Raw genomic sequence first — 25,165 nt, 5'->3', positions numbered from 1 at the left:
AGTAGCGCCTGAGTTTTCATTAACGGAGTTTTATGACTATGCGACATATTACTTGCCTGATTATCGGCCTGAGCTTATCAGCATCGGCTATTGCCGATGCTTTATATACCAACATGAAAGGCTACACCCTGACCAGCCCGGCCGGAGAACAAGCGGTATTACAAGAGTTCTCAAGTATGCTGGTTGAGAACGGAAAAATTCAGGCAATTGGCGGCGACGCTCTGGTTCAGCGTTTTACTGAAGCCGATAACACGGTCGATATGCAGGGTAAAACCGTATTCCCTGGTTTAACCGATGCGCACGGCCATATCCAGAGTCTGGGTAGCAGCTTATTACAGGTTGACCTGCGTGACACCAACTCCGTTTCTGCCGCGGTACAAAAAGTCAGAACGTACGCCGGTGAACACCCCAAAATGCAATGGATAACCGGTCGCGGCTGGAACCAGGAGCAGTGGCAGCAGAAAGTCTTTCCCACAGCGGCACACCTTGATGAAGTTGTCACCGACCGTCCGGTCTGGTTAATGCGTGTCGACGCTCATGCAGGCTGGGCAAACACAGAGGCCTTACGTCTGGCCGGCATTGATAAAGACACAGTTGCTCCGCAAGGCGGTGAAATTATCCGTGACGAACAGGGAAATCCGACCGGGGTGCTGGTTGATAATGCCATGCAATTGGTTGCGGATATCATTCCCGAGCCAACACTTGAGCAGCAGCGAGCGGCCTACGAGTTAGCGTTTCAGCATCTCATTAAATTAGGCATTACCAGCGTTCATGATGCCGGCATTAATTCCGATGAAATTTCGATTTATAAAGGACTGCAGAATCAAGGGCGCATGCCGCTTCGGGTTTATGGCATGATAGCCGCAACAGAACCGAAATTACCTCAGTTACTGGCAGAAGGCCCTTATGAAAGTAACGACCAAAAGCTAACCATTCGCAGTGTTAAAATATACGCTGACGGCGCTTTAGGCAGCCGCGGTGCGGCTTTAATAGAACCCTACAGCGATGACCACGATAATCATGGTCTGATGGTGACCTCTGAAGAGAAAATCCGTGACCTTTATGAGTTGATTATTCCACATGGTTTTCAGGTCAATACACACGCTATCGGCGACCGCGCTAATCGCATTGTACTGGATAATATGGCTGACATTTACCAAGAGCTGGGTGGCCGTAATTTACGGAACCGTATAGAGCATGCACAAATCGTTCATCCGGATGACTTAAAGCGCTTCAACGAGCTTAACCTTATCGCTTCAATGCAGCCGACACACGCAACCAGCGATAAAAACATGGCAGAAGATCGCCTGGGCTCGGAGCGCATGGTAGGTGCTTATGCCTGGCAGACATTGCTGGAGCAAGGCACCGTTGTTGCCGCCGGTTCTGACTTTCCGGTTGAACTGGCCAATCCATTTTACGGACTTCACGCCGCTGTTACTCGTCAAAGTCGCGATAACATGCCAGCTGGCGGCTGGTATGCCGAAGAGAAAATGAGCCTGAAGCAAGCATTGCGCTCATTTACTATCGATGCTGCCTACAGCGCCTGGCAGGAAAAGTCGCTGGGCTCACTTGAACCCGGTAAATGGGCTGACTTTATTGTGCTTGAACAGGACCCCTTTGCCGTCGATTCCAGTGATATCTGGCAAACAAAGGTAGAGCAAACCTATGTTGCCGGTGAACGAGTCTATTAAGAAGGATATATCAGCATGAACGATGATTTTTTATTTTCTGAAGACGAACCCGATATTGCTGAAGAAGAAATTGCAGAGCCTTATCACGTATTGATTGTTGATGATGACGAAGAAATACACACCATTACCAAAATGGCTCTGGGTGAGTTTAAACTGGATGGCCGCCCGTTAGAGTTCCATTCAGTGTATTCCGGCGAAGACGCTATTGAGTTTTTGCAGGACCATAGCGACATTGCCATGATGCTGTTAGATGTGGTGATGGAAACGGACCACGCCGGTTTGGATGTCGCACGCTGGGTCCGCGAAACACGGAAAAACCGCTTAGTCCGGATTGTTTTACGCACCGGTCAACCCGGCCAGGCGCCAGAGGAAGACGTTATAGCCCGTTATGACATCGACGACTATAAAGAAAAAACCGAGCTGACTTACCGAAAACTAGTTACTCTGATGTACTCCTGCCTGCGCGCCTATCGCGATTTGAAATCAATTGAACGTAACAAGCGCGGTCTGGAGAAAGTGATTAATGCCTCTGCCGAAGTGTTTTCCGCACGTTCAATGCAAGGCCTTTGCCAGGGAATACTTGAGCAGTTGGTAGCATTAATTACCTTATCTGACGATGCCATGTATTGCCGCATGGATTCGCTTACTGCCAGCTCCAACACTAATGAGCCTTTTGAGATCATTGGTGGAACCGGCGAATATCAGGATGCGGCCGGACAACCGGTCAAAACTGAAATTGACTGGGAAATTGTCCGCCCAATGCAACAAAACTCGCAGAATGTTGATTTTCGCATTGTTGAGGGCAACTACTACGGACTTTATAAGACCAGCAGTTCGCGTCAATATTTGCTCTTTATTCGTGGTGTTCGCGATTTATCTGAGCTTGATCAAAACCTGTTAGGTCTTTTTGTGAATAATAGCTCCATCGCTATTGATAACCTGCAAGCCACCGAAAACGAACGGCAAGCACAGCGTGAGTTGCTTTATAGCGTGGGTGAGGCAATCGAAAAACATTCCATTGATGAAATCAGTCATCATGTTAAACGATCAGCCGAAATGGCCGGCCAACTGGTTATTTTTTCGGGAGCAACACACGAGCAGGCCGAAGCCTTAAAACAGGCCGCCTCTGTGTACGATATTGGTAAAGTCTCAGTACAAATGGAATTAGCTCAACGCGCCGATGCGTTAAGCATTCACGATTATGAAGAAATCATGCAAAAAGTTATTCAGGGGCATGATTACTTAAACCAGACAGATAGCAACGTCGCAAAACTTGCCGCTGTTATTGCTCAGGACATTCATGAGCGCTGGAACGGCTCTGGCTTTCCAAACCAGAAGTCCGGCACAGATATTGATTTTAACGCTCGCATAATGAGCATCACCAGTCATTTCGATGCTTTACGCACGCAACGCAATTATCGTGACGCCGAGGAGTCAGAGGATGCCGCTGACTATCTGCTGCAGCACAGCGGTAAGTTTTTCGATCCTGAGTTGGTCGGACTGATGCTCGATAACCTGGATGCCATGGAAAAGATACGCCATCGGTACCTGGATAAACATTAACACAGCAATTAGGGAGTGGGCATGGATTTACAAACGATGCGTCGGGAATACGGGTTGGGCAGTCTGCATCGTGAGCAACTGCTGTCAGAACCGCTTAAGCAATTTGAAAAATGGATGCAGCAGGCTGTAGAAAGTGATGCGCTAAGCGACCCTACCGCAATGACATTAGCCACGGTTAATGCTCAACAGATACCCAGCCAACGAGTGGTTTTGCTGAAAGCTTATGACCATCAGGGGTTTCGTTTTTACACCAATAAAAACAGTCAAAAGGGTCAGGACATCAGCGCTAATGCTCAAACAGCTCTGCACTTTGCCTGGCTGCCATTAGAGCGACAAGTCAGTATTATTGGCAAGGCTGTACCGCTTGATGACGAAGATAACGATCGTTATTTTCATTCACGCCCTAAAGAGAGTCAGGTTGCGGCCCTTGCTTCGCAACAGAGTCGTCCGGTAGAAAGTCGCGATGTACTCGAAAGTCACTATCAGTCACTACTTAAGGAATACGAGAACACTGAGGTTCCGCGCCCGCGTCAGTGGGGGGGGTATTGTGTCGAACCACAGCAATTTGAATTTTGGCAAGGCGGCCAACATCGTCTGCATGACCGCTATCTGTACAGTAAAGATGGCGCTAACTGGCGTATTACTCGTTTACAGCCGTAGGCAGGGTCACACCACAGAATTCAGCGCAGCGTTGCAACACCTTTAACGTTGCGCTGCTGTAACGCACGCCCTTTTGCAATTGTTCCTTTTTACGCTGCTGCGCCGCTTCTCCAGGAATACGCACCGGTTGTTCCGGATCAACGGCCGCGCTTTTCCTGCTGTCTTCCAGTAAGTCATCAACCTGCTGTAAAAACATCTGTTTGTCGCCGAAGGCTTCCGGGTCAATCACCTGCACCCATACTGAATTTGCATCACCATCCTCAGTGCCCTGCCGACGGCCGTACTGACTCAGTGCCATGGACCAAATTTCACTGAATAATGTCAGGCCATAACCTTTATAACCGAGTTGCTCGCCGCCCAACGGCGCTATCGCACTGCCCGGCGTCTCAAAGAAGCTTAACGGATCATCGGTCCATTCACCGTCTGGCTTAATCAGTGCCTTATAGGGTAACGTTGTGCCGTTGGCTTTCGCCTGACGCACTTTGCCGGCGGCGGTCATCGAAAAACTGATATCACATAACAAAGGTTCATTAGAGCTGGGCACACCTACCGCAAAAGGATTGGGCGAGAACACCGCTTCTTTACCACCAAACGGCGCCACCGCACGCTGCCCCGGTGTTGAGCACATCAAACTGACGACTAAGTCCTGATCGGTGGCTATGGTTAAATACGCCGCTAACGAAGCCACATGCTGGCTGCGGCGCACAACAACGGTTCCGGTACCCGCCTGCTTTGCCATTTCACACGCCGAGTCAATGGCCTGCGGCACCACATAGGGTCCGGGCAGGAATTGGGCATCCCAGTTAGCCACGGCAGCCCGTTCACTCAGCACTACCGGCTCTCCTTTCGGCAGACTTTTACCGTTGTGCAGCCATTGGCAATTGTTTAACAGCCGGATTAATCCATGAGTGCTAAACCCTAGCAAGTCACCTTCCAGCAGGTAGTAACTGACATTACGCGCTACTTCACCCGAAGCCCCTGCTTCGGTTAAACAGGCACATGCCCAGTCCGATAATTCCGAATAATCAAAACGTACAACATCAGTGCTCATGAAATTTCCTCTTGGTCACGGCCTGTAGGTCGTTTAAGCTACGCATAAGACATTATCAAGGAGTAAAGATTGTGTCATCTGTAAACACAATAAACCGTATCGCCATTATCACCAGTGGTGGTGATGCTCCTGGCATGAATGCCGCTATCCGCGCCGTGGTTCTGGCTGCGGAAAACTATGGTATTGAAGTGCTGGGCTTTCGCCATGGCTATGAAGGGCTGCTGAATAACGACTTTGTAAAGCTGGATCGCGCCGATGTTGAGCACATTTTGCAATATTCCGGCACCATTATTAAAAGCGCTCGCAGCGAGCGTTTCAGAACCGAGGAAGGCGCCACGGAAGCAGCAACCAATTTAGATGCGCATCAAATTGACGCCTTTATTGTGATTGGCGGCGACGGCTCGTTCCGTGGGGCTGAACATTTAGCCAACTTTTGGAAAGGCCCGATTATTGGTATTCCGGGAACCATTGATAATGATCTCTTTGGCACCAATAACACTATTGGCTATGACACAGCAGTAGAAACCGCTATGGATGCGCTGGATAAAATACGGGACACGGCTGAAGCCATGGATCGTGTTTTTATTGTCGAGGTTATGGGCCGCAATGCTGGTTACATCGGCATTAGCAGTGCCCTGGCCTGTGGTGCCGAACGGATGATTTTACCCGAGCTGCAAAAAGATAAGCCATTAACGGTGGAGGCGCTGGTTAAACACATTGAATCGGTACAACGGGTTCGCGGCGATTCCAGTTACGTGATGGTGTTATGCGAAAACCAGTGGCCCGGTGGCGCAGTGCGACTGGCGGAACAGCTTGAAGACAGGCTTAACTTACCCTGTCGACCTTGTTTGTTAGGTCACGTTCAGCGTGGTGGCCGACCCACTGCTATGGATAGAATTTTAGGTACCCGATTGGGTGTGCATGCAGTTGAACTGGTGCGTCAGAATAAAACCGGCGTTATGGCCGGGGTTACCGCAAATGAGCTCAGCGAAACGCCTTTAGCTGATACCTGGACAAAGCGTAAGAAACTGAGCGAAGAGTTAATTAATATCCAACAAAGTCTGTTTAATCCGGTTAAAAAAGACCGTAAAAAATCGACACAGTAAGAGAGGTCAGCAACAACCATGCCCCTAACGCCACTGACAGCGTCACTACCTGTACCATTAAATGACCCAAGCCGCCCATTTTTTGGCGCAAAGCACAGCACCGACTTACACCCGGGACATACTCATATTCTGGGCTTTGGTTTTGATGGTACTGCCTGTTTTCGTAAAGGCACCAAAGAAGGTCCCGACGGTTTACGCGCGGTCTCTGAAGATATTGAATCTTACTCACCGTATCTCGATGCTGACCTAGAAGACCAAACCTTCTATGACCTGGGCAACTTGCGCTTGGGCTTTGACGAAGATGAAGAAAAACAGTGGCATCACGCCGTTCACGACTTTAATGCCATTTTTGACACCTGCGACTTAGCACAGGAAAACATCAAACTGCTGACCCTAGGCGGCGAACACTCTATTTCTTATGCGCCTATCGTTAAATATTTGAAACAGTATCCGGATTTAGTGCTGCTGCATTTGGATGCGCATGCGGATTTGCGCGACGGTTTTCTCGGTTACCATTATTCCCATGCTTCCATTATTCGCCGTTCCGTTGACCACTTTGGCCCGGAGCACGAGTTAATTCAGTACGGTATTCGCTCAGGTACCCGCAATGAATATCAGTGGATGAAAGAACACAAAACCATCCGCAGTTCGCGTAAAGACTTTCTCGATAGTGTTGAGGCTATTGCCCAAGACCGTCCGGTATACCTGACACTGGATTTAGACTACTTCGACCCCTCCTTCTTGCCAGGCACCGGAACCCCTGAACCCGGCGGGGAAGATTTCCACTCTTTTATCAGTTTAATGAAGCTTCTGCGCCAGAAAAATCTGGTCGGTGCTGATGTGGTTGAGTTGTCGCCACAAATAGACCCGACCGGCAATTCCGACGTGTTCGCGGCCAAAATTGTGCGCGAATTACTCCTCGTATTACAACAGTCAGGAGCCTGAGATGTCAGACTGGAATATTGATCAAGCAGAAGAATTGTACGGGGTTAACCGCTGGGGCGCAGGGTATTTTTCCATTGGCGAAAACGGCAACATTCAAATTTGCCCGAACCACCGTTTGCCGGATGTCACCATTGATATGAAAGAAGTGGTGGATGAAATTATCTCTGAGGGCATTCAGTTTCCCGCCGTTATTCGCTTTCACGATATTTTGCGCTCGCAGGTTGAAATTATTAACGAAACCTTTGGCAAGTTGATAGATGAAGCAAACTATCAGGGCAAATATTGCGGTGTGTTCCCAATTAAAGTGAACCAAATGCGCGAAGTGGTCGAGGAGATTATGGACGCCGGTGAACCTTATAATTACGGTCTGGAAGCCGGTTCTAAGCCAGAGCTGGTGGCGGTTATGGCGTACAACGATAACCCCGATGCACTGACCATTCTAAATGGCTATAAAGATAAAGATTATTTGACCCTGGCACTACTTGGCCGTCAGCTTAAACGTAAGATGATCATCGTTATTGAAAAGTTCAGCGAGCTGGAAATGCTGATTCCGCTGGCCAAGCAAATGGGCGTTGAGCCGATGATTGGACTGCGCTCAAAAATGATGGTGAAAAGCTCAGGTAAATGGGCCGGCTCCAGTGGCGACCGGGCTAAGTTCGGTTTGAGCATTGCTGAAATTTTGAATGTTATTGAACGCCTGCGTGAAGAAGACATGCTGCACTGCGCCAAATTGCTGCATTTTCACATTGGCAGTCAGTTGTCAGACATTCGCAAAATTAAAGAAGCTGTTAATGAAGGCGCGCGCCTGTACGCCAAACTCGTACAGGAAGGTGTGCCTTTAGAGTATCTGGATATCGGCGGCGGCTTAGGTATAGATTACGACGGTACCAGTACCACCAGCGACTCTTCGCGTAACTACTCCACGGAAGAGTATATTGCCGACGTGGTCTGGGGCGTTAAACAAATTTGTGATTTAGAAGAAGTACCCCACCCGAACTTAGTCAGCGAAAGCGGCCGCGCCATGACTGCGCACCACAGCTGTGTCGTCACCAATATCGTTGGTGAAATGAAGCCCGCCGGTACGCAGTACGATATCAGCGCCAGCAGCGACGAACACATTTTGGTTAAGAACATGCGCGAGCTGCATAATTCCGGCGACCAGTTTCATCCGCAGGAACGTTACAACGACGCCGCCGGTTATAAACAAAATGCCTATGAAGCTTTTAAGCTGGGTATTTTGTCGCTAAATGAGATGGCCAAGCTGGACACCATGTACTGGCAAATACTGGCAGATATCCATCATGCGCTGGATAAAGATACCTATGTTATTCAGGAGCTGGAAGAGTTGGAAGACATGCTCGCCAGCCAGTATCTGTGTAACTTTTCAGTATTTCAGTCAGCGGCAGACACCTGGGCCATAGGGCAAGTATTACCTGTAGTGCCTATTTCGCGCCTGAACGAACAACCCGAAGTACGTTGTTCTATTGTCGATATTACCTGCGACAGCGACGGTAAGCTCAGTAAATACATTGAAGGCACCGAAATTAGCGACCATATTCCCATGCATAACCTGCGCAAAGGCGAGAACTACCATGTGGGCTTATTCCTCACCGGTGCCTATCAGGACGTTATGGGCGACATGCACAACCTGTTTGGCCGCTTAACCGAAGTGCATGTTTACTGTCACGACGACGAACCCGGCGACTTCTATATTGAAGAAGTAGTACCGGGTACATCGGCCGAAAAAGTACTGCAAACCATGCAGTATAATACCGAGTACATGGCCAAAACCGTGAAGAAACAAATTGACCGTCAGGTACGCAAAGGCTCATTGGCTCCCCGTGAAGGCGTCCGCTGGACCAACTTTTACGAGCAGTGTCTAGCCGGCAGCACCTACCTGAGTGTTGAATAATCCACCGAAACAACCGCTTAATGTGCAATTACTGAGCAAACAGTAGAAAAGGTACAAAAAGCGGTTGACTCGAAACTGAAAAAAACGTTTAATACGCCTCGTTGCCCGGATAGCTCAGTCGGTAGAGCAGAGGATTGAAAATCCTCGTGTCGGTGGTTCGATTCCGCCTCCGGGCACCACTTCCCCCTCCTAAGTGGTCCTCATTTGTACTTTAATCCCTTATTAAACAAAAGCTTTAGCGGGTTATCGGTCTTTTGCCGTCCTTTATGGTTCAGTAATATCCACACTTTTTAGTACACTGTTTAGTAACACAGAATGAAGTGTACTAAAGGCCTATTACTAAAATGGCTAGAATCACCAAACCACTAAGCGCTCGAGAAGTTAGCGAGGCTAAGCCCAAACCCAAACATTAGAGGTTTGCTAACCGTAAGCTTGTTTGAGAGGGTAGCTAACCATTTTTACGGTATCCGTTTGACCACAGGAATACAGAAACCAATCCATATCAGCATTGCCCAATTGGTTATTTACTTTACGTGGAATATTCGCTTTATATAATCTCTTAGAGACTCACTGTCGTAGCCTTTATCCGCACAGATGAGACAGGCTTGACGTGCATTGGCTATCAAGCTCTCGGCATGTCCGATGTCATTTACCTGACCATCGGACAGCTCAAAATAAACAGCCATTCCGGATCGCCGTCCGACGCTAAGCTTTCTGGTCCGATCCCTCATTCCAGACTCCCTAAGCTATTGCGTCTTATATTGTCCCACTAAACTCTCGATATCACCGGACAGCTTACTGAGATCATCGGCTATCTTACGAGCGTTATTGGTACCCTCTACCGACTCCTCGGTAATGCTGACTATGGTATGCAAGTTCTCATTAATGGATTCGGACACCGAGGTCTGCTCTTCAGCGGCAGTAGCAATTTGACTATTCATATTATTGATAGTGGATACGGCTTCATAAATTTCCTTAAGGGATTTATCCACTTCCTGAGTCTGCGACACCGTGCGGTCACTGCCGTCTCGTATCTGGTCGATGGCGCTCACCGCCTCTTCAGCACCATTTTGCAAACGACTGATCATCTGGTTGATTTCTTCGGTGCTTTCGGCAGTTCTTGACGCCAACGTGCGTACCTCATCAGCAACCACGGCAAATCCCCGGCCTTGTTCACCGGCCCGTGCTGCTTCAATTGCCGCGTTTAATGCCAGTAGGTTAGTTTGCTCGGCAATGCCGCTTATCACTTCTAACACGCCACCTATGCTCTTGGACTCTCCGCCGACTTTAGAGATCACATCCACACCCGTATTCACATTCTGCTCCAGACCGCGAACCACATTAATGGCATTATCAATGCGTTGGCTGGCTTCATGCACCTGTCGTTCCACTTCACTGGTGGCACCGGCTGCATTACTGGCACTGGATGCCACGTCCTGAGCGGTCGTTGACATCTCGTTCATAGCAACAGCCACTTGTTCGCTCTCATCATGCTGGCGTTTTACGCCCGCATCCGCCTGTTCCATGATCGTACTGAGCTCTTGACTGGATGTGGCCAGTGTTTGCACCGAGCCCCGAAGCTGCTCCACCATATTGGCCACTTTAGATGCGAAGGTATTAAAGGCCAGCGCCAAGGTTCCCAGCTCCTTCACCTCATCCTCATCCAGGCGTCGGGTCAGATCCCCTTCGCCGCTGGCGATATTCCTCATCGCCTCGACCGCCCGGTTCAATGGCGTAATAATACTACGAGCTAAAATAAGCCCCAGTCCAATAACCACAACCAGTGATACAATAGCCACTATAACCGTAAAAGCGGCACTTTTATTGGTGCTGGACTGAAGTTCCGATTCCAGCTCTGACAACTTCTGCTGCAAGTCATCGATGTAAAATCCGGTTGCAATAACCCAGTCCGTACCCGGGTATTTGATAGCTTTGGCTAGCTTAGGGCTGGCCACTGAGGAGCCCGCCTTAGGCCAATTGTATTCTACATAACCGCCGCCTTGCTTAGCCGCATCAATATATTCGCGTACCAGGTAGCGCCCCTCCGGGGAGCGGCTATCGTAGTAATTTTTACCTTCACGGCTTGGGTCATCCGCACTGACAACCTGTACTCCTTCCATGTTATAAACAAAGAAGTAATTCTGGTCATTGTCATAGCGCAGTTCACGTAAAATATCCTTTAGCTCGTTTTGGTTACTGGCCTTTTTACCAGCCGTTATCGCCAACTCCAGCAGTCTGTCTAATTCCTGGCGTTTTTGTTGATACAGAGCTTCCTGCTGCTGCTCTACACTGGTTTCGCTAATATCATTTGCTGATATTACCGAGATAAGAATCAGTACAACGCCCAGCAACGAGGTAGGTACAGCCGCTAACAAGAGAATACGAAGTTTTATCGAAAGTCTGGCCATGTTTGTGCCTCTTCGGTTAAAAGTGGAATTTGACTAACAGATTGACGTTGGACTCATGGGTAGGAAAGCCCAGCGTATCAGCAATGCCGAACTTATTGCGCCAGTACACGTATTCAATGCCCAGATACAAACGATTATCCAGCCCTATAGCTTCGCCGGCATTCCATTTAAGCTGAGACGTCCAGTTAAGGCTCGCACGCTGATCTTCAGTGCTGGAAAACCAGTCCAGAAAACCGTCGTAAAGAAATGACTGCTCAGCAATGGAAAAAGGGTAGGCCCAAGTCGCTGTCAGCTGCCAGTTATCCTCTACTCCATCATTATTACGACGATAGGTATTCAATTCCAGGTAGTTAAAGCCGTGTAGGTTCAGGTCCACACCTACGCCGTGTAAAAAGTGAGTTGCTTGTTGGGACATCTCAACAGTATTTGCAAACAACACATCTTTAATCAGCCCCTCTTCTTCAGGGCAGTAAATACCTAATTTGCAGCCACTCAAACGCGGTGACCATTCGGCATAATTTTCGCGGCTGCCGCTGCGAGAACGCAAATGATCCAGGAAAAAAAAGCTATCTCCCCAGCTGGCTCCTGCAGCGTGTTCAAAGGTCAATACTTCGCGGCGATTGTCTCCAACACGGTAGTTTTCTCCGTATAAATAAGTGGCGCTAACATCCTGCCACAATATTTTTGCCTGTGCCGGTGTGGCTAAAAAAAGTGCCCCAAAGGCAAGAAGTTCAATTCTCATTGTTTTTCACTATCCGTTTGTAAAAAGTTACGAACCTATCTCAGTTTATCGGCAGTTTTTAGCTTTTATTAACAAGAAAGCTCACAAACAGCTCAACTGCTTAAGGTCACCTTTTTGCGTCATCCAAATGCGGGGCAATGACCGGAAGAGTCAGAGCAAAACAACTGCCTTTACCTTCGTCGCTCTCCACATCAATATGCCCTCCCAAAATGCCTGTTACTAAATTAAAGGTTATATGCAGTCCAAGCCCCGAACCGCCTTTGCCTAATTTCGTTGTATAAAACGGATCAAAAATTCGTTTTTGTTTATCTGCCGATATACCGCAGCCATTATCTATCACGGCTAACCGTACCTTACCGGCTTTCTCCTGGCGGGCCAGAATGCGAATAGTGCCAGCATCACGCTCATTAAAAGCGTGGATCACTGCATTATTAATCAGGTTAATTAATACTTGTGATAACTTACCTGGGTGGCTGTCAAGATGGATTTTATAGGGAATTTCAATTTCCAGGCTATACGGCGTTTTTTGTAATGTGGGGCGCATTGACAGGCTAACTTCCTGCACTAATCCGTTTAACTCAAATTCACGCCGATGAGAGCTGGTCTGATCAACCGCCAGTTGCTTAAACGCCCCGATTAACTCAGCTGAGCGAGTCAGGTTACGTTCAATAATGTCAGCGCCTTCTGTAATATCTTCAATATAGTTTATTAAGTCACGCCGAGTCATTTTTTGGTTCATTTTCTTCGTAAACTGTTTATTGGCATCCCGTATATAGGTCGATGACATTAACGCATTGCCTATGGGGGTATTCAACTCATGTGCGACTCCTGCCACCAGCGCTCCAAGAGACGCCAACTTTTCACTTTGTACAAGCTCATCCTGTACCTCTTCTATATGTTGTAACAGAGACTTAAGTTTGTCGCCGTAAGCATTCACCGCCTGGCGTAATTCACCAATTTCGTTCATGGTTCCCGGTCTGAGTGTTCGCCTGGTTTCGCCCTCGGTGAGTTCGCGCACTTGCGTTGTTGTTTGTCGAATTTTGTAAAGCAAATTACGAAACAAGAACGCGGCGACGACACCGAAAGCGACTAATAAGCCGCCAATAGCCAGCATCAGGAAAACCCCCATATTATCGGCCATGGCAGTCATCCGGCTTTTGGGCACCACTAAGCCAATGATCCATCCAGTTTCGGGGTTCTTAATTACGTCTAAGTAAGCCGCTTCTTGCAGAATAGCGTCTTGCTGTAATTCAATCAGGTTCCTTTCCTGTGAAGCACTCGCCTGGGTTAAACTGTTTTTAAGCCAGGGTAGTTGCTGACTCAGCTCACTGACAGACAACAGTGAATCCCTCTTTTTTTCAATTTCCACCAATGACTGAGAAAAGCTTATAATGTGCCCTTCTGAATCAATAGCAAAGGCGTAGCCGCCATTTTCATTACCGTGACTCTCTAATATCCGCGTAATATCATCAAGCTTCACATCAATGGTAGCCACTCCGGCAAAATCGACACTTTCATGCATAGGCACCGTGCAAGTCACCATGGGGGTCTTAGTGTAAGGATCAATGTAAGCTCCCGACCAGAGACATTTATCGGCAGCTACATCTAAACCGGCCAGATACCAGTCTTCGTTATGATAGCCGGTACCGCTGGGATCGTTATAGTCGTCAACATACTCCAGCTTGCCGTTTTTCCGGCCCCAAAAAAAACTTCGCCGCTCCACCCCTTTAGTGAAAGCTCCGGGCTCTGGCCAAACCCCTCCTCCGGCTATGGACGCATCGCCACGATTATCCATAACTGAGGGTAGTAGGTCTTTGAATATGTCTTCGTCATGTGGAAGCGTCGTAGTCACAACCGCCAGTGTACTGGCCAGCACTTCAACCTGACCCAGGCGCGCATTAATTAAGTCGACCAGCTCGTTTTGGTTTGCAGCAATTTTTTGCTGCTGCTGTTCAATTAAATTGGGTTTCACTTTTAGCTCTACTACCGCAACAATGATCAAAATCGCCATGATCAAAACAAGCACAAGCCCAAGGTTGATTTGCTGTCGAATCATCAAAAACGGTTTACTTATCATTAATGCCACCCTCGACATAATCCAAAACCTTAGTCACATCGTAAACTAATATTAGAAATTTTGTTAAAATATAAAGTCAAAACTCAACTTTTAACCGTTAACTAATAACATTTAGTTAATTACCTGTTAAATATAATTTAAATTGAAATGATTTTAGCGTGCGTATCACTTCCTTGCTTGCTTTTAACTTTCAGTAAGCCAGAATTTCCATAGCAGCTCTAAAAATTGGTTTTGAGGGTAGAATTATGATTGATAACAACGACGAACTGATCGAGTTTGCTGACGAAGTGGAAGAAGCGCCCGGCCTGAAGTTAACGCCATGGAAAATACTCATTGTCGATGACGACCCTGATGTTCACGTTACAACAAAGTTAGCCTTAAAAGACTTATCGATCGAAGATGCTGAGCTTACTTTTGTGGATGCCTATTCGGCTGTAGAAGGACTCAGGCTTCTTCGCCAGGAAAACGACTTTTCCGTTGCCCTGATTGATGTGGTTATGGAGAATGACGACTCAGGTTTAAGTTTAGTGCAGGCCATTCGTGACCAACTTCATAATCACAGCATTAGACTCATTTTACGCACAGGACAGCCGGGGTTTGCGCCCGAAAGTGACACCATTCGTCTGTATGATATTAATGATTACAAAACCAAGTCCGAACTCACCCGTACGCGACTTATTACCAGTATTGCTATCGCAATACGCTCTTACTCACAAATTAAACAGCTTGAGGCTAACAGCAAAGGTCTGCAAGAAACGCTAGTCGCTACCGCAGCACTGAGTCGTCTCTCCAATATTAATAATTTCGCCGCTGATGTCATCACCTATCTGTGTACGTTGCTCGACATTGAAAAGGAATGCCTGATTTGTGCGGCGCTTAACCCGCCAAAGGAAGCCCCTTTTATTCTCTCAGCAGCCGGGCATTTTTCAGACTGGGAAGGTGAACCTCTGGCGAAGTTACCGGAAGAACGTGTCCGTAAACAGTTAACTCAAGTGTTAGAATCAAAAAAGCATATCTTTGATAACGGTATCTGTGTGTATTTCCCCGGCGCCAATAACCAAGCTTTAGCGGCACTGGTTGAGCCAGAGCATACCATCACAGCATCAGAGCAACGGCTGCTGGAAGTGTTTTGTAGTAATATTGCTGTGACTTTCGAAAACCTCCAGTTGTACAGTTCTATTGAACAACTCGCGTTTCAGGATTCGCTAGTTAAGCTACCCAACCGAAACGGTTTTATGACGGAAATTGGGCGCCAGCTGAACCACAGCCCACGCTCAAAAAAAGCCCTAGCACTTATCGATTTAGACGGTTTTTCTTACATGAACAGCGTGTTGGATGATGCGTTTGGCGATGAAATACTCTGTGCCGTGGCACAACGATTGTGTACACATCTACCACGCAGCCATTGTATTGCGAGAGTCGGTGGAGATATTTTCGGCGTATTTGCCAATCACAAGGATCTAACGCCTCAAATCATTGAATCCGTTTTCTCCGAGCCTTTTACGCTTCATAAAAATGAGTCGCTTCGAATTTCAGCGACCAGCGGTCTTATTTTAGTTGACGATGACTCACTCTCAGCGGCGGAACTCATCAAAAATGCGGGGGTCGCTCTCAAACAGGCAAAATATTTTAACCGCGGCAAAACCGTTTTATTTGCCACAGAGCAGGCCGATAAAGCCAGAGACAGAATGCAAATGTTAAATCGTCTGCGAGCGGCCTTTTCAAGTCAGCGCTTGAAATTGCATTTTCAGCCATTTATTCGTCTTCAGGATGGCGTCACTGTTGGCGCGGAATCCTTACTACGCTGGGAAACTGACGACGGCAAATTTATTCCCCCGGACAGTTTCATACCATTAGCAGAACAATCCGGCATGATAGTCGCTATTGGCGAGTGGGTGCTCAGCACAGCTTTGCGCTGGCGTTCAAGTCTTAGTGGAAAAGTTGATGACACCTTTCGTGTTGCCGTTAACGTATCCCTGGTACAACTCAAAGAAGACGATTTTGTTGAATCGGTCATTCAGCATATGCAGGCGCAAAGGGTTGCAGGCCATCAAATTGAAATTGAACTGACCGAATCTATTGCAGCAGAAGACATTATCAGCGTAACTAAAAAATTACAGAAACTGCGCGAGCATAACATCAGTATTTCGATGGACGATTTTGGCACTGGTTATTCATCCCTCAGCGTTTTACGCAACTTACCGTTCAACCGACTAAAAATTGATCGCAATTTTATTAGCGGCAGCGCCGCCGACCAACCCAACTACACTATTGCGCGCACTATTAAAGAGCTTGCCGGTAACTTTAAAATGCACACCATTGCCGAAGGCATTGAGACCCAGGGGCAGCTAGACGCATTGCGACAGACGGGTTGTGAGGAAGGACAAGGGTACTTTTTCGCACGCCCCATGGACGCGTATCAATTTGAAAGTTGGCTAATGCTTAGTGCTAATGAGTAAACAGGTTCGTGAAGAATGCATAGTGGGCTTCCCGGCATTCACCCGGCAATTTGTAGATTGTCAAAGTGAGCCTTTTCAAATAATAGAGTTTCACTGTACGAATGAACCAGCCTGGTCTAATTTTACATCACAACAGCATGCAGGTGGAACGCAATGAGCAGACAAAGTATTACCTTAACCGAACAAAATGATCGTTGGCTTTGCCAGCACGTACAGGAAGTGGGTGAATACAACAGCAAGAGCGAATTAGTTAATGACCTCATTCGACGTGCTCGCCGTGCTGAAGCAATTAATAAAAAGCTCGAGTCAGCAGAGGTCAGCGGATTCACCGAGCAGTCCCCTGAAGAAATGTTGCATGAGTTCAAAGCTAATTTAGCGCGTTAACTCGTGGCGTCGTATAAATTAAGTACTAACGCGAAAGCTGATATTAATCGCATTTATAATTATGGTTACCTGACGTTTGGCGAACGGCAGGCGGACAACTATTTCTATCGTCTATTTCAATCCTTCGAAACAATAGCCAATAACCCACTAAACTATCCTTCTGTCGATCACATTCGAAAAGGCTAAAGAAGATGCGTTTGCGGTGCCGATAGCATCTACTTTCGGATTAACGGCAACCAAGTAGAAATAATGGCCATTCTTGGCGGTCAAGACGCAGAACAGTGGTTATGACGACATAACACCCGAACTTTTTTCAAACGCCGGAGCAATTAAGGTTACGCTTCCTCGGCTTGCGCAATTCCCACACCGTGCGCCATAAAAGTGCCTCTTCGCCATTGTTGGTTTAACAAAATTCTTATCGACTCGTCGATTTTGCTAAAATTTAGTCGATTAAAACAGCTAAGTTAAACATCGATATTTTAACCTATTGATTTTATTTAATATTATTTTTGGCCTAATAATTGCTTTGTTGTCCATAATAAGAAGATAAGAACAACAAGGAAGCAACATGAGTGTAAAATTTGAAGACCGCCCAATAGAAAAAGTGCGTGAGGAAACCATTGACCAACTGGTCATGAATTACAGCCACGGCGAGCTATCCGCCGAAGCGTTCGAACGTCGGCTTGATCAGGCTATGGACGCCACCGCACACGCACAACTTGCTGAACTGGTCGAAGACCTGGAACTTAAACCCGATTCGTCATACGATAACATAAAAGAGCAGCAGTTTTCGCCACATTACGGCAAGGGGCGTGTTCAGCCAACGGAAAATGTGGTGTCTATCTTATCCTCCAACGAGCGTAGTGGTGTCTGGACAGTTCCGCGGGAAATAACTGTCTATGCGTTACTCGGCTCGGTCGAACTCGATTTTACTGATGCCATATTTCAGCAACCGGACGTCACCATAAAAATTATCGGAGGCCTTTCCAGTCTCGAAATTTACGTACCTGAAGAAATCACTATTAGCACCAACGTATTTAATATTTTGGGTTCAACGGAAAACAAGGCCCCTTCAATGGGTAGTCTAAAGCAAGCACCGCACCTTCGTATTGAAGGTCTGCAAGTTCTGGGGTCTGTCGAGGTTAAAATAAAACAAACCATTAAAGAAAAATTTGTCGCCTTCGCCAATAGCCTTAAGGACACCTTTCAATCTCGGTAAAGTCGGAGTAAATTGGAACTAACATTCAATTTAACAGAGAGTTAGCTCAATGAAACTTTATGAAATGGCTAAAGCCCCGAACCCACGCCGGGTACGAATGTTTCTTGCAGAAAAAGGATTATTGGACAAGGTTGACTGCATTGAGCTGAACCTGTCCAAAGGCGAAAACCTAACGCCGGAATTTGAGCAAAAAAACCCGATGAAAAAAGTACCGGTGCTGGAACTGGATAACGGCACCTGCATTGGCGAAACCATGGCCATTTGCCGGTATTTTGAAGCCGCCTTTCCCGACTCTGAAACGTTGCTTGGTAATACCGCTGAAGAGCAGGCCATTATTGAACAATGGACACGCTGGGTAGATTTCTATTTATTCCTGCCCATTGGCAATTGTTTTCAGCACACCACTGATTATTTCAAACACCGTATAAACCCCATTAAAGAGTGGGGAGAAACCAATCGCGAAGCGACCCTCAACTTCTTTGACTTTCTGAACAAGCACTTAGCCGAACATCAGTTCGTTGCACTCGAACGTTTCACCACGGCCGATATTAACGCCTTCTGCACAGTGGATTTTGCCAAGGTGATTCAGCTTCGCGTTGATGACCGCTGGCCTAATCTAAAGGCCTGGTACGAGCGTATGAAAGAGCGTGATTCATCAAAGGTTTAAGGAAAAACATGATTGAACTCTACACAGCTGCCGGAGCGTATGGGCGACCCTGACGAACCGGTCAAAAGCGCCCCAAAAATGGTGCAGCGTTAAGCCGCTGCCAGCTGTTTCAGATACTCGTCGTAACTACCGGCAAAGTCGCGTAAGCCTTTGTCGGTTATCTCGATAATACGGGTAGCTAATGACGACACAAACTCGCGGTCATGACTGACAAACAGCAAGGTGCCTTCAAACTGTTCCAGCGCCATATTCAATGACTCGATAGATTCCATATCCAGGTGGTTGGTCGGTTCATCCATCACCAGAATATTCGGCTTTTGCAGAATCAGCTTGCCGAAGATCATACGGCCTTTCTCACCACCGGATAAAATCGATACCGGCTTTTGAATGTCGTCCGAAGAGAACAACATACGACCCAGTACACCGCGAATGGCCTGCTCGTCATCACCCGGTTTTTTCCACTGATACATCCATTCGTAAACGGTAATATCCTGTTTAAAGAGGTGTGCGTGATCCTGCGCGTAGTAACCTATATTGGCGTTTTCAGACCATTTGATAGTACCGGAATCCGGTGTGTACTCGCCCATCAGACACTTCAATAAGGTGGTTTTACCAATACCGTTCGCGCCGATAATTGCGACTTTTTCACCCACTTCTATCGAGGTACTCAGGCCTTTCAGAACCGCTTCATCATCAAAACTTTTACGCACATTTTCAGTCTCAAGCGCCAGCCGGTAAAGCTTCTTCTCTTGCGTGAAACGAATATAGGGGTTAACCCGGCTAGAGGCTTTAACCTCTTCCAGCTGAATTTTTTCCATTTGCTTTTGACGCGACGTTGCCTGTTTAGCTTTAGACGCATTCGCTGAGAAGCGGCTAACGAAGCTCTGCAGCTCGGCAATTTCCTTTTTCTTCTTGGCGTTATCGCTCATCAGCTGCTCACGTGCCTGAGTGGCGGCAAACATGTATTCGTCGTAATTCCCCGGGTACACACGCAATTCGCCGTAATCAATGTCCACCATATGCGTACACACCGAATTCAAAAAGTGGCGGTCGTGCGAAATAATGATCATGGTGCTTTGTTTTTCGGCCAAAACACCTTCCAGCCAGCGAATGGTATTGATGTCCAGGTTGTTGGTCGGTTCGTCCAGCAGCATGAGATCCGGCTCAGAAAACAGAACCTGCGCCAATAACACTCGAATTTTTACGCCCGGTGCCAGCGCCGACATCAACCCAAAGTGCTGTTCTACGGGAATGCCCAGGCCCAGCAATAATTCACCGGCGCGTGACTCCGCCGTGTAACCATCCATTTCCGCAAATTCGGTCTCCAGATCAGCCACGCGCATACCGTCTTCTTCGGTCATTTCGCCGCTGCTGTAAATACGATCACGCTCTTCTTTGACGGCCCAAAGCTCTTCATGCCCCATAATAACGGCATCGACTACACTGTACTGTTCAAAAGCAAACTGATCCTGACGCAGTTTACCGATACGAATGTTTGGCTCCAGCGACACATTGCCCGCCGAAGGCTCTTGTTCACCGCTCAAAATGCGCATGAACGTCGACTTACCGCAGCCGTTGGCTCCAATCAGACCATAACGATTACCGTTACCAAATTTAACAGAAATATTTTCAAAAAGAGGCTTCGCACCAAATTGCATGGTGATATTTGCAGCAGAAATCACGTATTCAACATCCAGGACTATAGGGTAAAAATTGAGCGCGCAATGTACGTGTTTTTTGCGTAAATTACAAAGGAAGATTGAGAAATCGGTAAAAATGATGCCGTCTGACTTTATCGCCAAAACAGTTGCAATGAACTATCGAGAAGGTGGGCAGCGCCATGGATAGCACTGCCCAGGCTACGTATCTTCTAGAAGTCGTAGCTGTAACTCAAACTCACCACAGTTCCGACTTCTTTACTGCGCACCAAAATATCGGATTGGGTAATTTCCTGATCTTCACCAAGAATATTCTTTACCTTTAAGCCAATTTTGGAACTGAAAGTCGGATAGTAGTTGTACACCAAATCCAATGAGTTAAACGGCTGTTCGTAAGCATCTTCACGGCCACCGATACCGGCGGCCAGAATACGTTCACCGAATACGTTGTACACCAACGAGGTAGAGTGTTCGCCGTTTGCGGAATCATAGTTCAACTGGAAGTTTGCCACGTATTCCGAATGCCCGGTCATCGGTTTGGTCGGGTTGGTTAAGTTCCCCGCCAGCGCCGGATCAATCACCGCTTCCGAATCACTCCAGGTTAAGTTACCCGACGTAAAAAAGCCGTTTGCCAGGTAGCCTAAATCGTGCAGCCACTCGAATTCGACACCGTAAACCTCGGCAGATTCACCGTTCGTATAGGTTAAGGTGTAATCTTCATCACCCACCCTCAATACCGACTCAATCGGATTTTCTATGTCCTTATAAAAAGCCGCAAGTGTGTAGTTGTCGCCGTTATCGGCATAGTATTCAAATCGCGCGTCATAGTTGCGTAAATCGCTGCTCTCTAAACCGGCGGTACCGAACGTCCGAATGTCCGTGGTTGGGTCGAAATAGGCAACCGGCACGGTTTCGCGTAAATCAGGGCGAACAACAGTTTCACCATAACCAAAGCGAACTTGGTAGTTCTCGCCGGACATATAAGTTAGGGATAATGCCGTGTAGATATCATCCTCAGAAATAGAGCTGTTAACAACGCGCTCAGGGTTAAAGAAGTTGTTCAGGTCCTGCTGGTCAAAAATTAAGCTCGATGTCCCTAAAGACACTTGCTTAAAGTCTTCGTAACGAAGACCACCGCTAACCCGCCAGGTGTTATCGAAAATCGCATCGAATTCACCATAGTAAGCGTCAATTTTCTGAGCCGCCAGATAATCATCCGCGCTCGGGGCACTGGGTTCACGGTAAGTAATACGGAAATCGTTCTGCTCAATAACACCATCCGTCAGATAACCGGTTGCATCCAGTATATCGTCTAAATTATCAATGGCTGTCAAACGCGTTCCGGAAGCGTTATCCAGGCTAAATCGGCTGGTGTTGTAGTATCGTGCTTTATCCATAAAGTCGTAACCGGCTTTGAACTCAAGCTCCATGCCTGACAACATAATAGGCAACGAGAAATTACCGCCATACGATTTAACGTTATCTTCCATATCCACAAATTGAAAAATGGCACGGTTATCGTCACCCGTTACCCGGGTTCTGTCGAAACTACCGTCGTTGTTATAAATATCATCAAAACGATAGGAGACTTCAGTAGGAATTTCGGTTTCAGCTTTTGACTCCGTATACTGCCAGTCAAAGCCAATGCCCCAGTAATCCAAGAAGGTGTGCTGCCCACGCAGCTGATCGACATTTAACACGCGCTCTTCGTATTTAAACTCATGTTCACGGTTGGCCGTGTTACTACCTGCAATGGTCTTCAGGTTACTGCCGTTGGGGCTTTGCTTAATACCAAATTCAGACTCATCTTCGGTATCTTCCAGATAAATTTTTGTATAACTGATGCTGTGGGTATCCAGTTGATAGCCCGCAGTAAAGAAACCGTTTAAGCGTTCAGTTTCTTTTGTAACCGTTGTTTCTGAAAGTGTGTTGTAACAAGAGTTTTTCACCTTTTCCAGTGTATCCAGAGTGGTTGCACAGCCCTCCGTTGCGTTGTTACTGATAACCGCATTGCGGCGCTCAGAAACGTCCCAGTCATTGTCATAAGAGGCCGCTGCCAACACACCTATGGTGCCGCCAAAAAACGATTCATCGAAGCTGTTACCCAAAGTTGCTTTTAAATCCATATTCGGATCTAAGGACTCTTTTTTCAACACCATGTCACGCGGTAACTGTTTTGCCAGTGAGGCATTAATTGCCCGGGCCTGATTACCGGCGCTATTACCCGCACCCGTTAAGCCATCGGTATTAATAATGTTGCGTAAGCTAAAATCACCTTCGTAGCGACCAATCGCATTCTTAACTTCTGCCGGAATACCATTATCGTTACGGTTATAAGTAAAACCCTCGTCAGCGTTGCTGTTCATGCCAACGCCGGCTTCAATGTTAAAAACAAACTCATCGGGCAAAGAGCGTGTGCGGATATCAATATTACCACCACCAAAAGCCGCTGGCATGGAAGGAGAGAACACCTTCTGCACAGCCATACTTTCAATAATAGTGGATGGAATAATATCCAGCGGAACCACGTTGCGGCTTAAATCGGGACTGGGAATACTGGCGCCGTTAATACGGGCACTGGAATAACGTTCACCCAAACCTCGTACATAAATAAACTTACCATCGACCAGAGTTAAACCGGTCACACGGCGTAAAGCCGAAGCGGCGTCACTGTCACCAGAGCGTGACAGTTGCTCTGCTCCCAGAATATCAGCAACAAAAGCCTGATTTCGGCGTTCTTCAATCACTGCCGCTGCGCTGCCCTGCAAACGGCTGCCGGTAGTAACCACTTCTTCAATGGTCGACTCACGCTCAATTTCGGCTTCATCGGCTTGTTGAGCCATCGCTGCCGGAATACCGGTCAACAGGCTTAAACCAACTGCCAGAGCAACAGGTTTGAGTTTGTATTGATTGTTCATAACCAACTCCTGCAATAAAATCGGAAAATAGGCGCAACCGTGTTGCGCCTATTCATTCGCATTCCTACTCAAATTAGTCCTGCTCAGAGGTTGCTACCGCAGTTTGAACCCACTGGTACCATTCAGAGCTGGTATCGTTGTCAGAAAGTGCGCCGATGAAATCAACTGAGTTAAAGAAGTCATCATTTAATGATGTCAGGTCATTCGCTGCAATGGTGATAGAAGAGGCCATATCGGTCGAAATACCATCATCATTCAACACCATAGCTGAACCATCAAGAATTTCGTTAACACCGCCATTTTCATACCATTGTGTGTAAGTTTCACCGTCAGCAAAGAGGCTATCACCGGTATTCTGGAAGTTGTTGACACAGGCTAATACTGAGTTGAAGTAATCCAGCTCGCCGTTATCAACACCCGCTTCACCGTCTGTGGTGAAAGAGATACAGCCATCGTTCGCTGTGCCGTTTTCTTTAATGGTCAGCACGTTGTACATTTTGCCCTGGAAATTATCATCAAACTTGGCACCCAGCGACGGGTCATTATCACGAACCGAAGTACCATCTGTAGTGATAGTCGTCACATTAGCAATAATGGGTGCAGACGCTGGCGCTTGCGAGTAATCGGGACCATTGTTTTTCTCGCCATCGGCCTCAAAACCACCGTTACCCATGTAGTTGGTGTTACCGTCAACATCCACTTTGCCATGTTTAATGAAGACAAACTGAGCACGCCCCTGCCAGCCGGCATCCATATCCAGTGAATCATCCTGAGTATCGGTTACCACAATGTTTTTCAAATCAGCAGCGCCACCAAAGAATTCGATACCGTCATCGAAACCCTGGTGAATGTGAATAAACTCATAAGAAGAGCCTGAACCCACAGCATTTAGAGTCAATGAGTTCAAATCATCACCGTCGCCACCGTCACGCGGACCAGAACCAGCGTACCAAATTTGAGCATACTTCATGGAGCCGCTGTCGTCAGTGTTGTCGTTACCGCCGTAAAAACTGACAATACCCTCAGATTCACGGTTACAGGTTCCACCGTCACGCTCTGCGTCGGTACATTCGTTAGTAATACCGTTACCATTAATGATTATACCACCCCAGTCAGCGTAACGAGGCGCATTACCAGAGACATTCAAACGGTCAAACTCATTGGCAGAAGTGAATTTAATGGGTTTTTCAAAGGTACCAATAGCGTTTAACTGAGCGCCGCGGGCAACCTGAACAATGGCTTCGCCTGAGGTAAAGGCTAATGTTGCACCCGGCTCAACCGTCATTACCGGACCGTTTTGGTTAATTTCGCAATCGGTAGTGGTGTCACAGTCTTCGCCAATTTGAAGCGCTTCGTTGATAACATGAACACCACCGTCCGATAGCTCTTCGAAGGTAATGTCTTCTGTTATCTCGATAGTCGCGCTGGCAAAATCGCTGTCGTAAGAGCAGTCCTGACCGTCATATTCACCCTGAATGTCAGCATAACTTGCACAAGGGTTTGAAGCATCGGTATCTCCGCCACCTGTATCACCACCGGCATTTGAACCGCCATTGTTATTATTTACGGTAGGTGTCACATTAATATCGCCACCACAGCCTGCTAAGAAAAGTGCCGCTGTTACTGCAGAGATTTTGAATAACGTATTAAATTTCATTGGGTTCTCCCGACTTGGATGTTGTCCAGTTGTGATTTAAGTCGGGAT

19 protein-coding genes and 1 tRNA gene are annotated in these 25,165 nt (G+C 47.3%); 12 read left to right on the top strand and 8 right to left on the bottom strand.

The window, feature by feature from the left end; translation table 11 throughout:
• Window positions 1-38 precede the first annotated feature (38 nt).
• The 3 genes from L8G48_RS06395 to pdxH are packed head-to-tail and all read left to right on the top strand — an operon-like array spanning window position 39 to window position 3,914.
• Window positions 39-1,691, top strand: coding sequence for an amidohydrolase (locus L8G48_RS06395; RefSeq protein ID WP_248263769.1), 1,653 nt, complete (start codon window positions 39-41; stop codon window positions 1,689-1,691).
• A gap of 15 nt (window positions 1,692-1,706) precedes the next feature.
• The gene (locus L8G48_RS06390) at window positions 1,707-3,254 is read left to right on the top strand and encodes a response regulator (protein ID WP_248263768.1); all 1,548 of its coding nucleotides are present in this window, start codon (window positions 1,707-1,709) and stop codon (window positions 3,252-3,254) included.
• 21 nt (window positions 3,255-3,275) lie between these two features.
• The gene (gene pdxH, locus L8G48_RS06385) at window positions 3,276-3,914 is read left to right on the top strand and encodes a pyridoxamine 5'-phosphate oxidase (protein ID WP_248263767.1); all 639 of its coding nucleotides are present in this window, start codon (window positions 3,276-3,278) and stop codon (window positions 3,912-3,914) included.
• Here pdxH and L8G48_RS06380 read toward each other — a convergent pair.
• The gene (locus L8G48_RS06380) at window positions 3,895-4,965 is read right to left on the bottom strand and encodes an Ldh family oxidoreductase (protein WP_248263766.1); all 1,071 of its coding nucleotides are present in this window, start codon (window positions 4,963-4,965) and stop codon (window positions 3,895-3,897) included. The genes pdxH and L8G48_RS06380 overlap by 20 nt on opposite strands.
• Before the next feature lie 71 nt (window positions 4,966-5,036).
• Here L8G48_RS06380 and L8G48_RS06375 point away from each other — a divergent pair, with 71 nt between their 5' ends.
• From L8G48_RS06375 to L8G48_RS06360, 4 genes are all read left to right on the top strand, one after another.
• Window positions 5,037-6,071 (top strand): 6-phosphofructokinase, encoded by a 1,035-nt coding sequence (locus tag L8G48_RS06375; protein WP_248263765.1) that lies wholly within the window; start codon window positions 5,037-5,039, stop codon window positions 6,069-6,071.
• A gap of 18 nt (window positions 6,072-6,089) precedes the next feature.
• Complete coding sequence (speB, locus tag L8G48_RS06370) at window positions 6,090-7,016, top strand: agmatinase (protein ID WP_248263764.1); 927 nt, start codon at window positions 6,090-6,092, stop codon at window positions 7,014-7,016.
• Between the two features lies 1 nt (window position 7,017).
• Window positions 7,018-8,928: a biosynthetic arginine decarboxylase gene (gene speA / locus L8G48_RS06365; RefSeq protein WP_248263763.1), complete on the top strand. Its 1,911-nt coding sequence runs from the start codon at window positions 7,018-7,020 to the stop codon at window positions 8,926-8,928.
• Between the two features lie 103 nt (window positions 8,929-9,031).
• Window positions 9,032-9,107, top strand: a tRNA-Phe gene (locus L8G48_RS06360).
• Between the two features lie 345 nt (window positions 9,108-9,452).
• On the opposite strand, the gene L8G48_RS13610 is transcribed toward L8G48_RS06360, so the two are convergent.
• The 4 genes from L8G48_RS13610 to L8G48_RS06345 all read right to left on the bottom strand — a co-directional run bounded on the left by L8G48_RS13610 (window position 9,453) and on the right by L8G48_RS06345 (window position 14,155).
• Window positions 9,453-9,614: a transposase gene (locus L8G48_RS13610; protein ID WP_443986712.1), complete on the bottom strand. Its 162-nt coding sequence runs from the start codon at window positions 9,612-9,614 to the stop codon at window positions 9,453-9,455.
• Window positions 9,615-9,674: 60 nt separating this feature from the next.
• On the bottom strand, window positions 9,675-11,336 hold the full coding sequence (locus tag L8G48_RS06355; RefSeq protein WP_248263762.1) for a methyl-accepting chemotaxis protein: 1,662 nt from the start codon (window positions 11,334-11,336) through the stop codon (window positions 9,675-9,677).
• Window positions 11,337-11,352: 16 nt separating this feature from the next.
• A complete protein-coding gene (locus L8G48_RS06350) occupies window positions 11,353-12,078 on the bottom strand; it encodes a nucleoside-binding protein (protein WP_248263761.1) in 726 nt (241 codons plus the stop codon).
• 106 nt (window positions 12,079-12,184) lie between these two features.
• On the bottom strand, window positions 12,185-14,155 hold the full coding sequence (locus L8G48_RS06345; protein WP_248263760.1) for a sensor histidine kinase: 1,971 nt from the start codon (window positions 14,153-14,155) through the stop codon (window positions 12,185-12,187).
• A 245-nt stretch (window positions 14,156-14,400) separates the two neighbouring features.
• On the opposite strand from L8G48_RS06345, the gene L8G48_RS06340 reads away from it, so the two are divergent.
• The 5 genes from L8G48_RS06340 to L8G48_RS06320 all read left to right on the top strand — a co-directional run bounded on the left by L8G48_RS06340 (window position 14,401) and on the right by L8G48_RS06320 (window position 18,884).
• Window positions 14,401-16,614 (top strand): putative bifunctional diguanylate cyclase/phosphodiesterase, encoded by a 2,214-nt coding sequence (locus L8G48_RS06340; RefSeq protein ID WP_248263759.1) that lies wholly within the window; start codon window positions 14,401-14,403, stop codon window positions 16,612-16,614.
• Window positions 16,615-16,767: 153 nt separating this feature from the next.
• Window positions 16,768-16,998: a ribbon-helix-helix domain-containing protein gene (locus L8G48_RS06335; protein ID WP_248263758.1), complete on the top strand. Its 231-nt coding sequence runs from the start codon at window positions 16,768-16,770 to the stop codon at window positions 16,996-16,998.
• 3 nt (window positions 16,999-17,001) lie between these two features.
• On the top strand, window positions 17,002-17,184 hold the full coding sequence (locus L8G48_RS06330; protein ID WP_248263757.1) for a type II toxin-antitoxin system RelE/ParE family toxin: 183 nt from the start codon (window positions 17,002-17,004) through the stop codon (window positions 17,182-17,184).
• Window positions 17,185-17,566: 382 nt separating this feature from the next.
• Window positions 17,567-18,217 (top strand): DUF1707 SHOCT-like domain-containing protein, encoded by a 651-nt coding sequence (locus L8G48_RS06325; protein WP_248263756.1) that lies wholly within the window; start codon window positions 17,567-17,569, stop codon window positions 18,215-18,217.
• Window positions 18,218-18,266: 49 nt separating this feature from the next.
• Window positions 18,267-18,884, top strand: coding sequence for a glutathione S-transferase family protein (locus tag L8G48_RS06320; protein ID WP_248263755.1), 618 nt, complete (start codon window positions 18,267-18,269; stop codon window positions 18,882-18,884).
• A gap of 89 nt (window positions 18,885-18,973) precedes the next feature.
• Here L8G48_RS06320 and L8G48_RS06315 read toward each other — a convergent pair whose 3' ends face one another.
• The 3 genes from L8G48_RS06315 to L8G48_RS06305 form a co-directional block, all read right to left on the bottom strand.
• The gene (locus L8G48_RS06315; protein WP_248263807.1) at window positions 18,974-20,566 is read right to left on the bottom strand and encodes an ABC-F family ATPase; all 1,593 of its coding nucleotides are present in this window, start codon (window positions 20,564-20,566) and stop codon (window positions 18,974-18,976) included.
• 188 nt (window positions 20,567-20,754) lie between these two features.
• Window positions 20,755-23,460, bottom strand: a complete 2,706-nt coding sequence (locus tag L8G48_RS06310; RefSeq protein ID WP_248263754.1) for a TonB-dependent receptor plug domain-containing protein — start codon at window positions 23,458-23,460, stop codon at window positions 20,755-20,757.
• Window positions 23,461-23,533: 73 nt separating this feature from the next.
• Window positions 23,534-25,117 (bottom strand): beta-helix domain-containing protein, encoded by a 1,584-nt coding sequence (locus L8G48_RS06305; RefSeq protein WP_248263753.1) that lies wholly within the window; start codon window positions 25,115-25,117, stop codon window positions 23,534-23,536.
• Window positions 25,118-25,165: the final 48 nt, after the last annotated feature.

It is taken from the genome of Idiomarina aminovorans, from assembly GCF_023155095.1.
Classification (GTDB): Bacteria; Pseudomonadota; Gammaproteobacteria; order Enterobacterales; family Alteromonadaceae; genus Idiomarina; species Idiomarina aminovorans.
Note: the sequence above shows the minus strand (reverse complement) of the source record. Positions and strands in the feature narration are given on the sequence as shown.

Bases quoted from the DNA above. Each gene is read 5' to 3' on its own strand.
- L8G48_RS06395 (WP_248263769.1), top strand. From the start codon at position 39: ATGCGACATATTACTTGCCTGATTATCGGCCTGAGCTTATCAGCATCG.
- L8G48_RS06390 (WP_248263768.1), top strand. From the start codon at position 1,707: ATGAACGATGATTTTTTATTTTCTGAAGACGAACCCGATATTGCTGAA.
- pdxH (WP_248263767.1), top strand. From the start codon at position 3,276: ATGGATTTACAAACGATGCGTCGGGAATACGGGTTGGGCAGTCTGCAT.
- L8G48_RS06380 (WP_248263766.1), bottom strand. From the start codon at position 4,965: ATGAGCACTGATGTTGTACGTTTTGATTATTCGGAATTATCGGACTGG.
- speB (WP_248263764.1), top strand. From the start codon at position 6,090: ATGCCCCTAACGCCACTGACAGCGTCACTACCTGTACCATTAAATGAC.
- speA (WP_248263763.1), top strand. From the start codon at position 7,018: ATGTCAGACTGGAATATTGATCAAGCAGAAGAATTGTACGGGGTTAAC.
- L8G48_RS13610 (WP_443986712.1), bottom strand. From the start codon at position 9,614: ATGGCTGTTTATTTTGAGCTGTCCGATGGTCAGGTAAATGACATCGGA.
- L8G48_RS06355 (WP_248263762.1), bottom strand. From the start codon at position 11,336: ATGGCCAGACTTTCGATAAAACTTCGTATTCTCTTGTTAGCGGCTGTA.
- L8G48_RS06350 (WP_248263761.1), bottom strand. From the start codon at position 12,078: ATGAGAATTGAACTTCTTGCCTTTGGGGCACTTTTTTTAGCCACACCG.
- L8G48_RS06345 (WP_248263760.1), bottom strand. From the start codon at position 14,155: ATGATAAGTAAACCGTTTTTGATGATTCGACAGCAAATCAACCTTGGG.
- L8G48_RS06340 (WP_248263759.1), top strand. From the start codon at position 14,401: ATGATTGATAACAACGACGAACTGATCGAGTTTGCTGACGAAGTGGAA.
- L8G48_RS06335 (WP_248263758.1), top strand. From the start codon at position 16,768: ATGAGCAGACAAAGTATTACCTTAACCGAACAAAATGATCGTTGGCTT.
- L8G48_RS06325 (WP_248263756.1), top strand. From the start codon at position 17,567: ATGAGTGTAAAATTTGAAGACCGCCCAATAGAAAAAGTGCGTGAGGAA.
- L8G48_RS06320 (WP_248263755.1), top strand. From the start codon at position 18,267: ATGAAACTTTATGAAATGGCTAAAGCCCCGAACCCACGCCGGGTACGA.
- L8G48_RS06310 (WP_248263754.1), bottom strand. From the start codon at position 23,460: ATGAACAATCAATACAAACTCAAACCTGTTGCTCTGGCAGTTGGTTTA.
- L8G48_RS06305 (WP_248263753.1), bottom strand. From the start codon at position 25,117: ATGAAATTTAATACGTTATTCAAAATCTCTGCAGTAACAGCGGCACTT.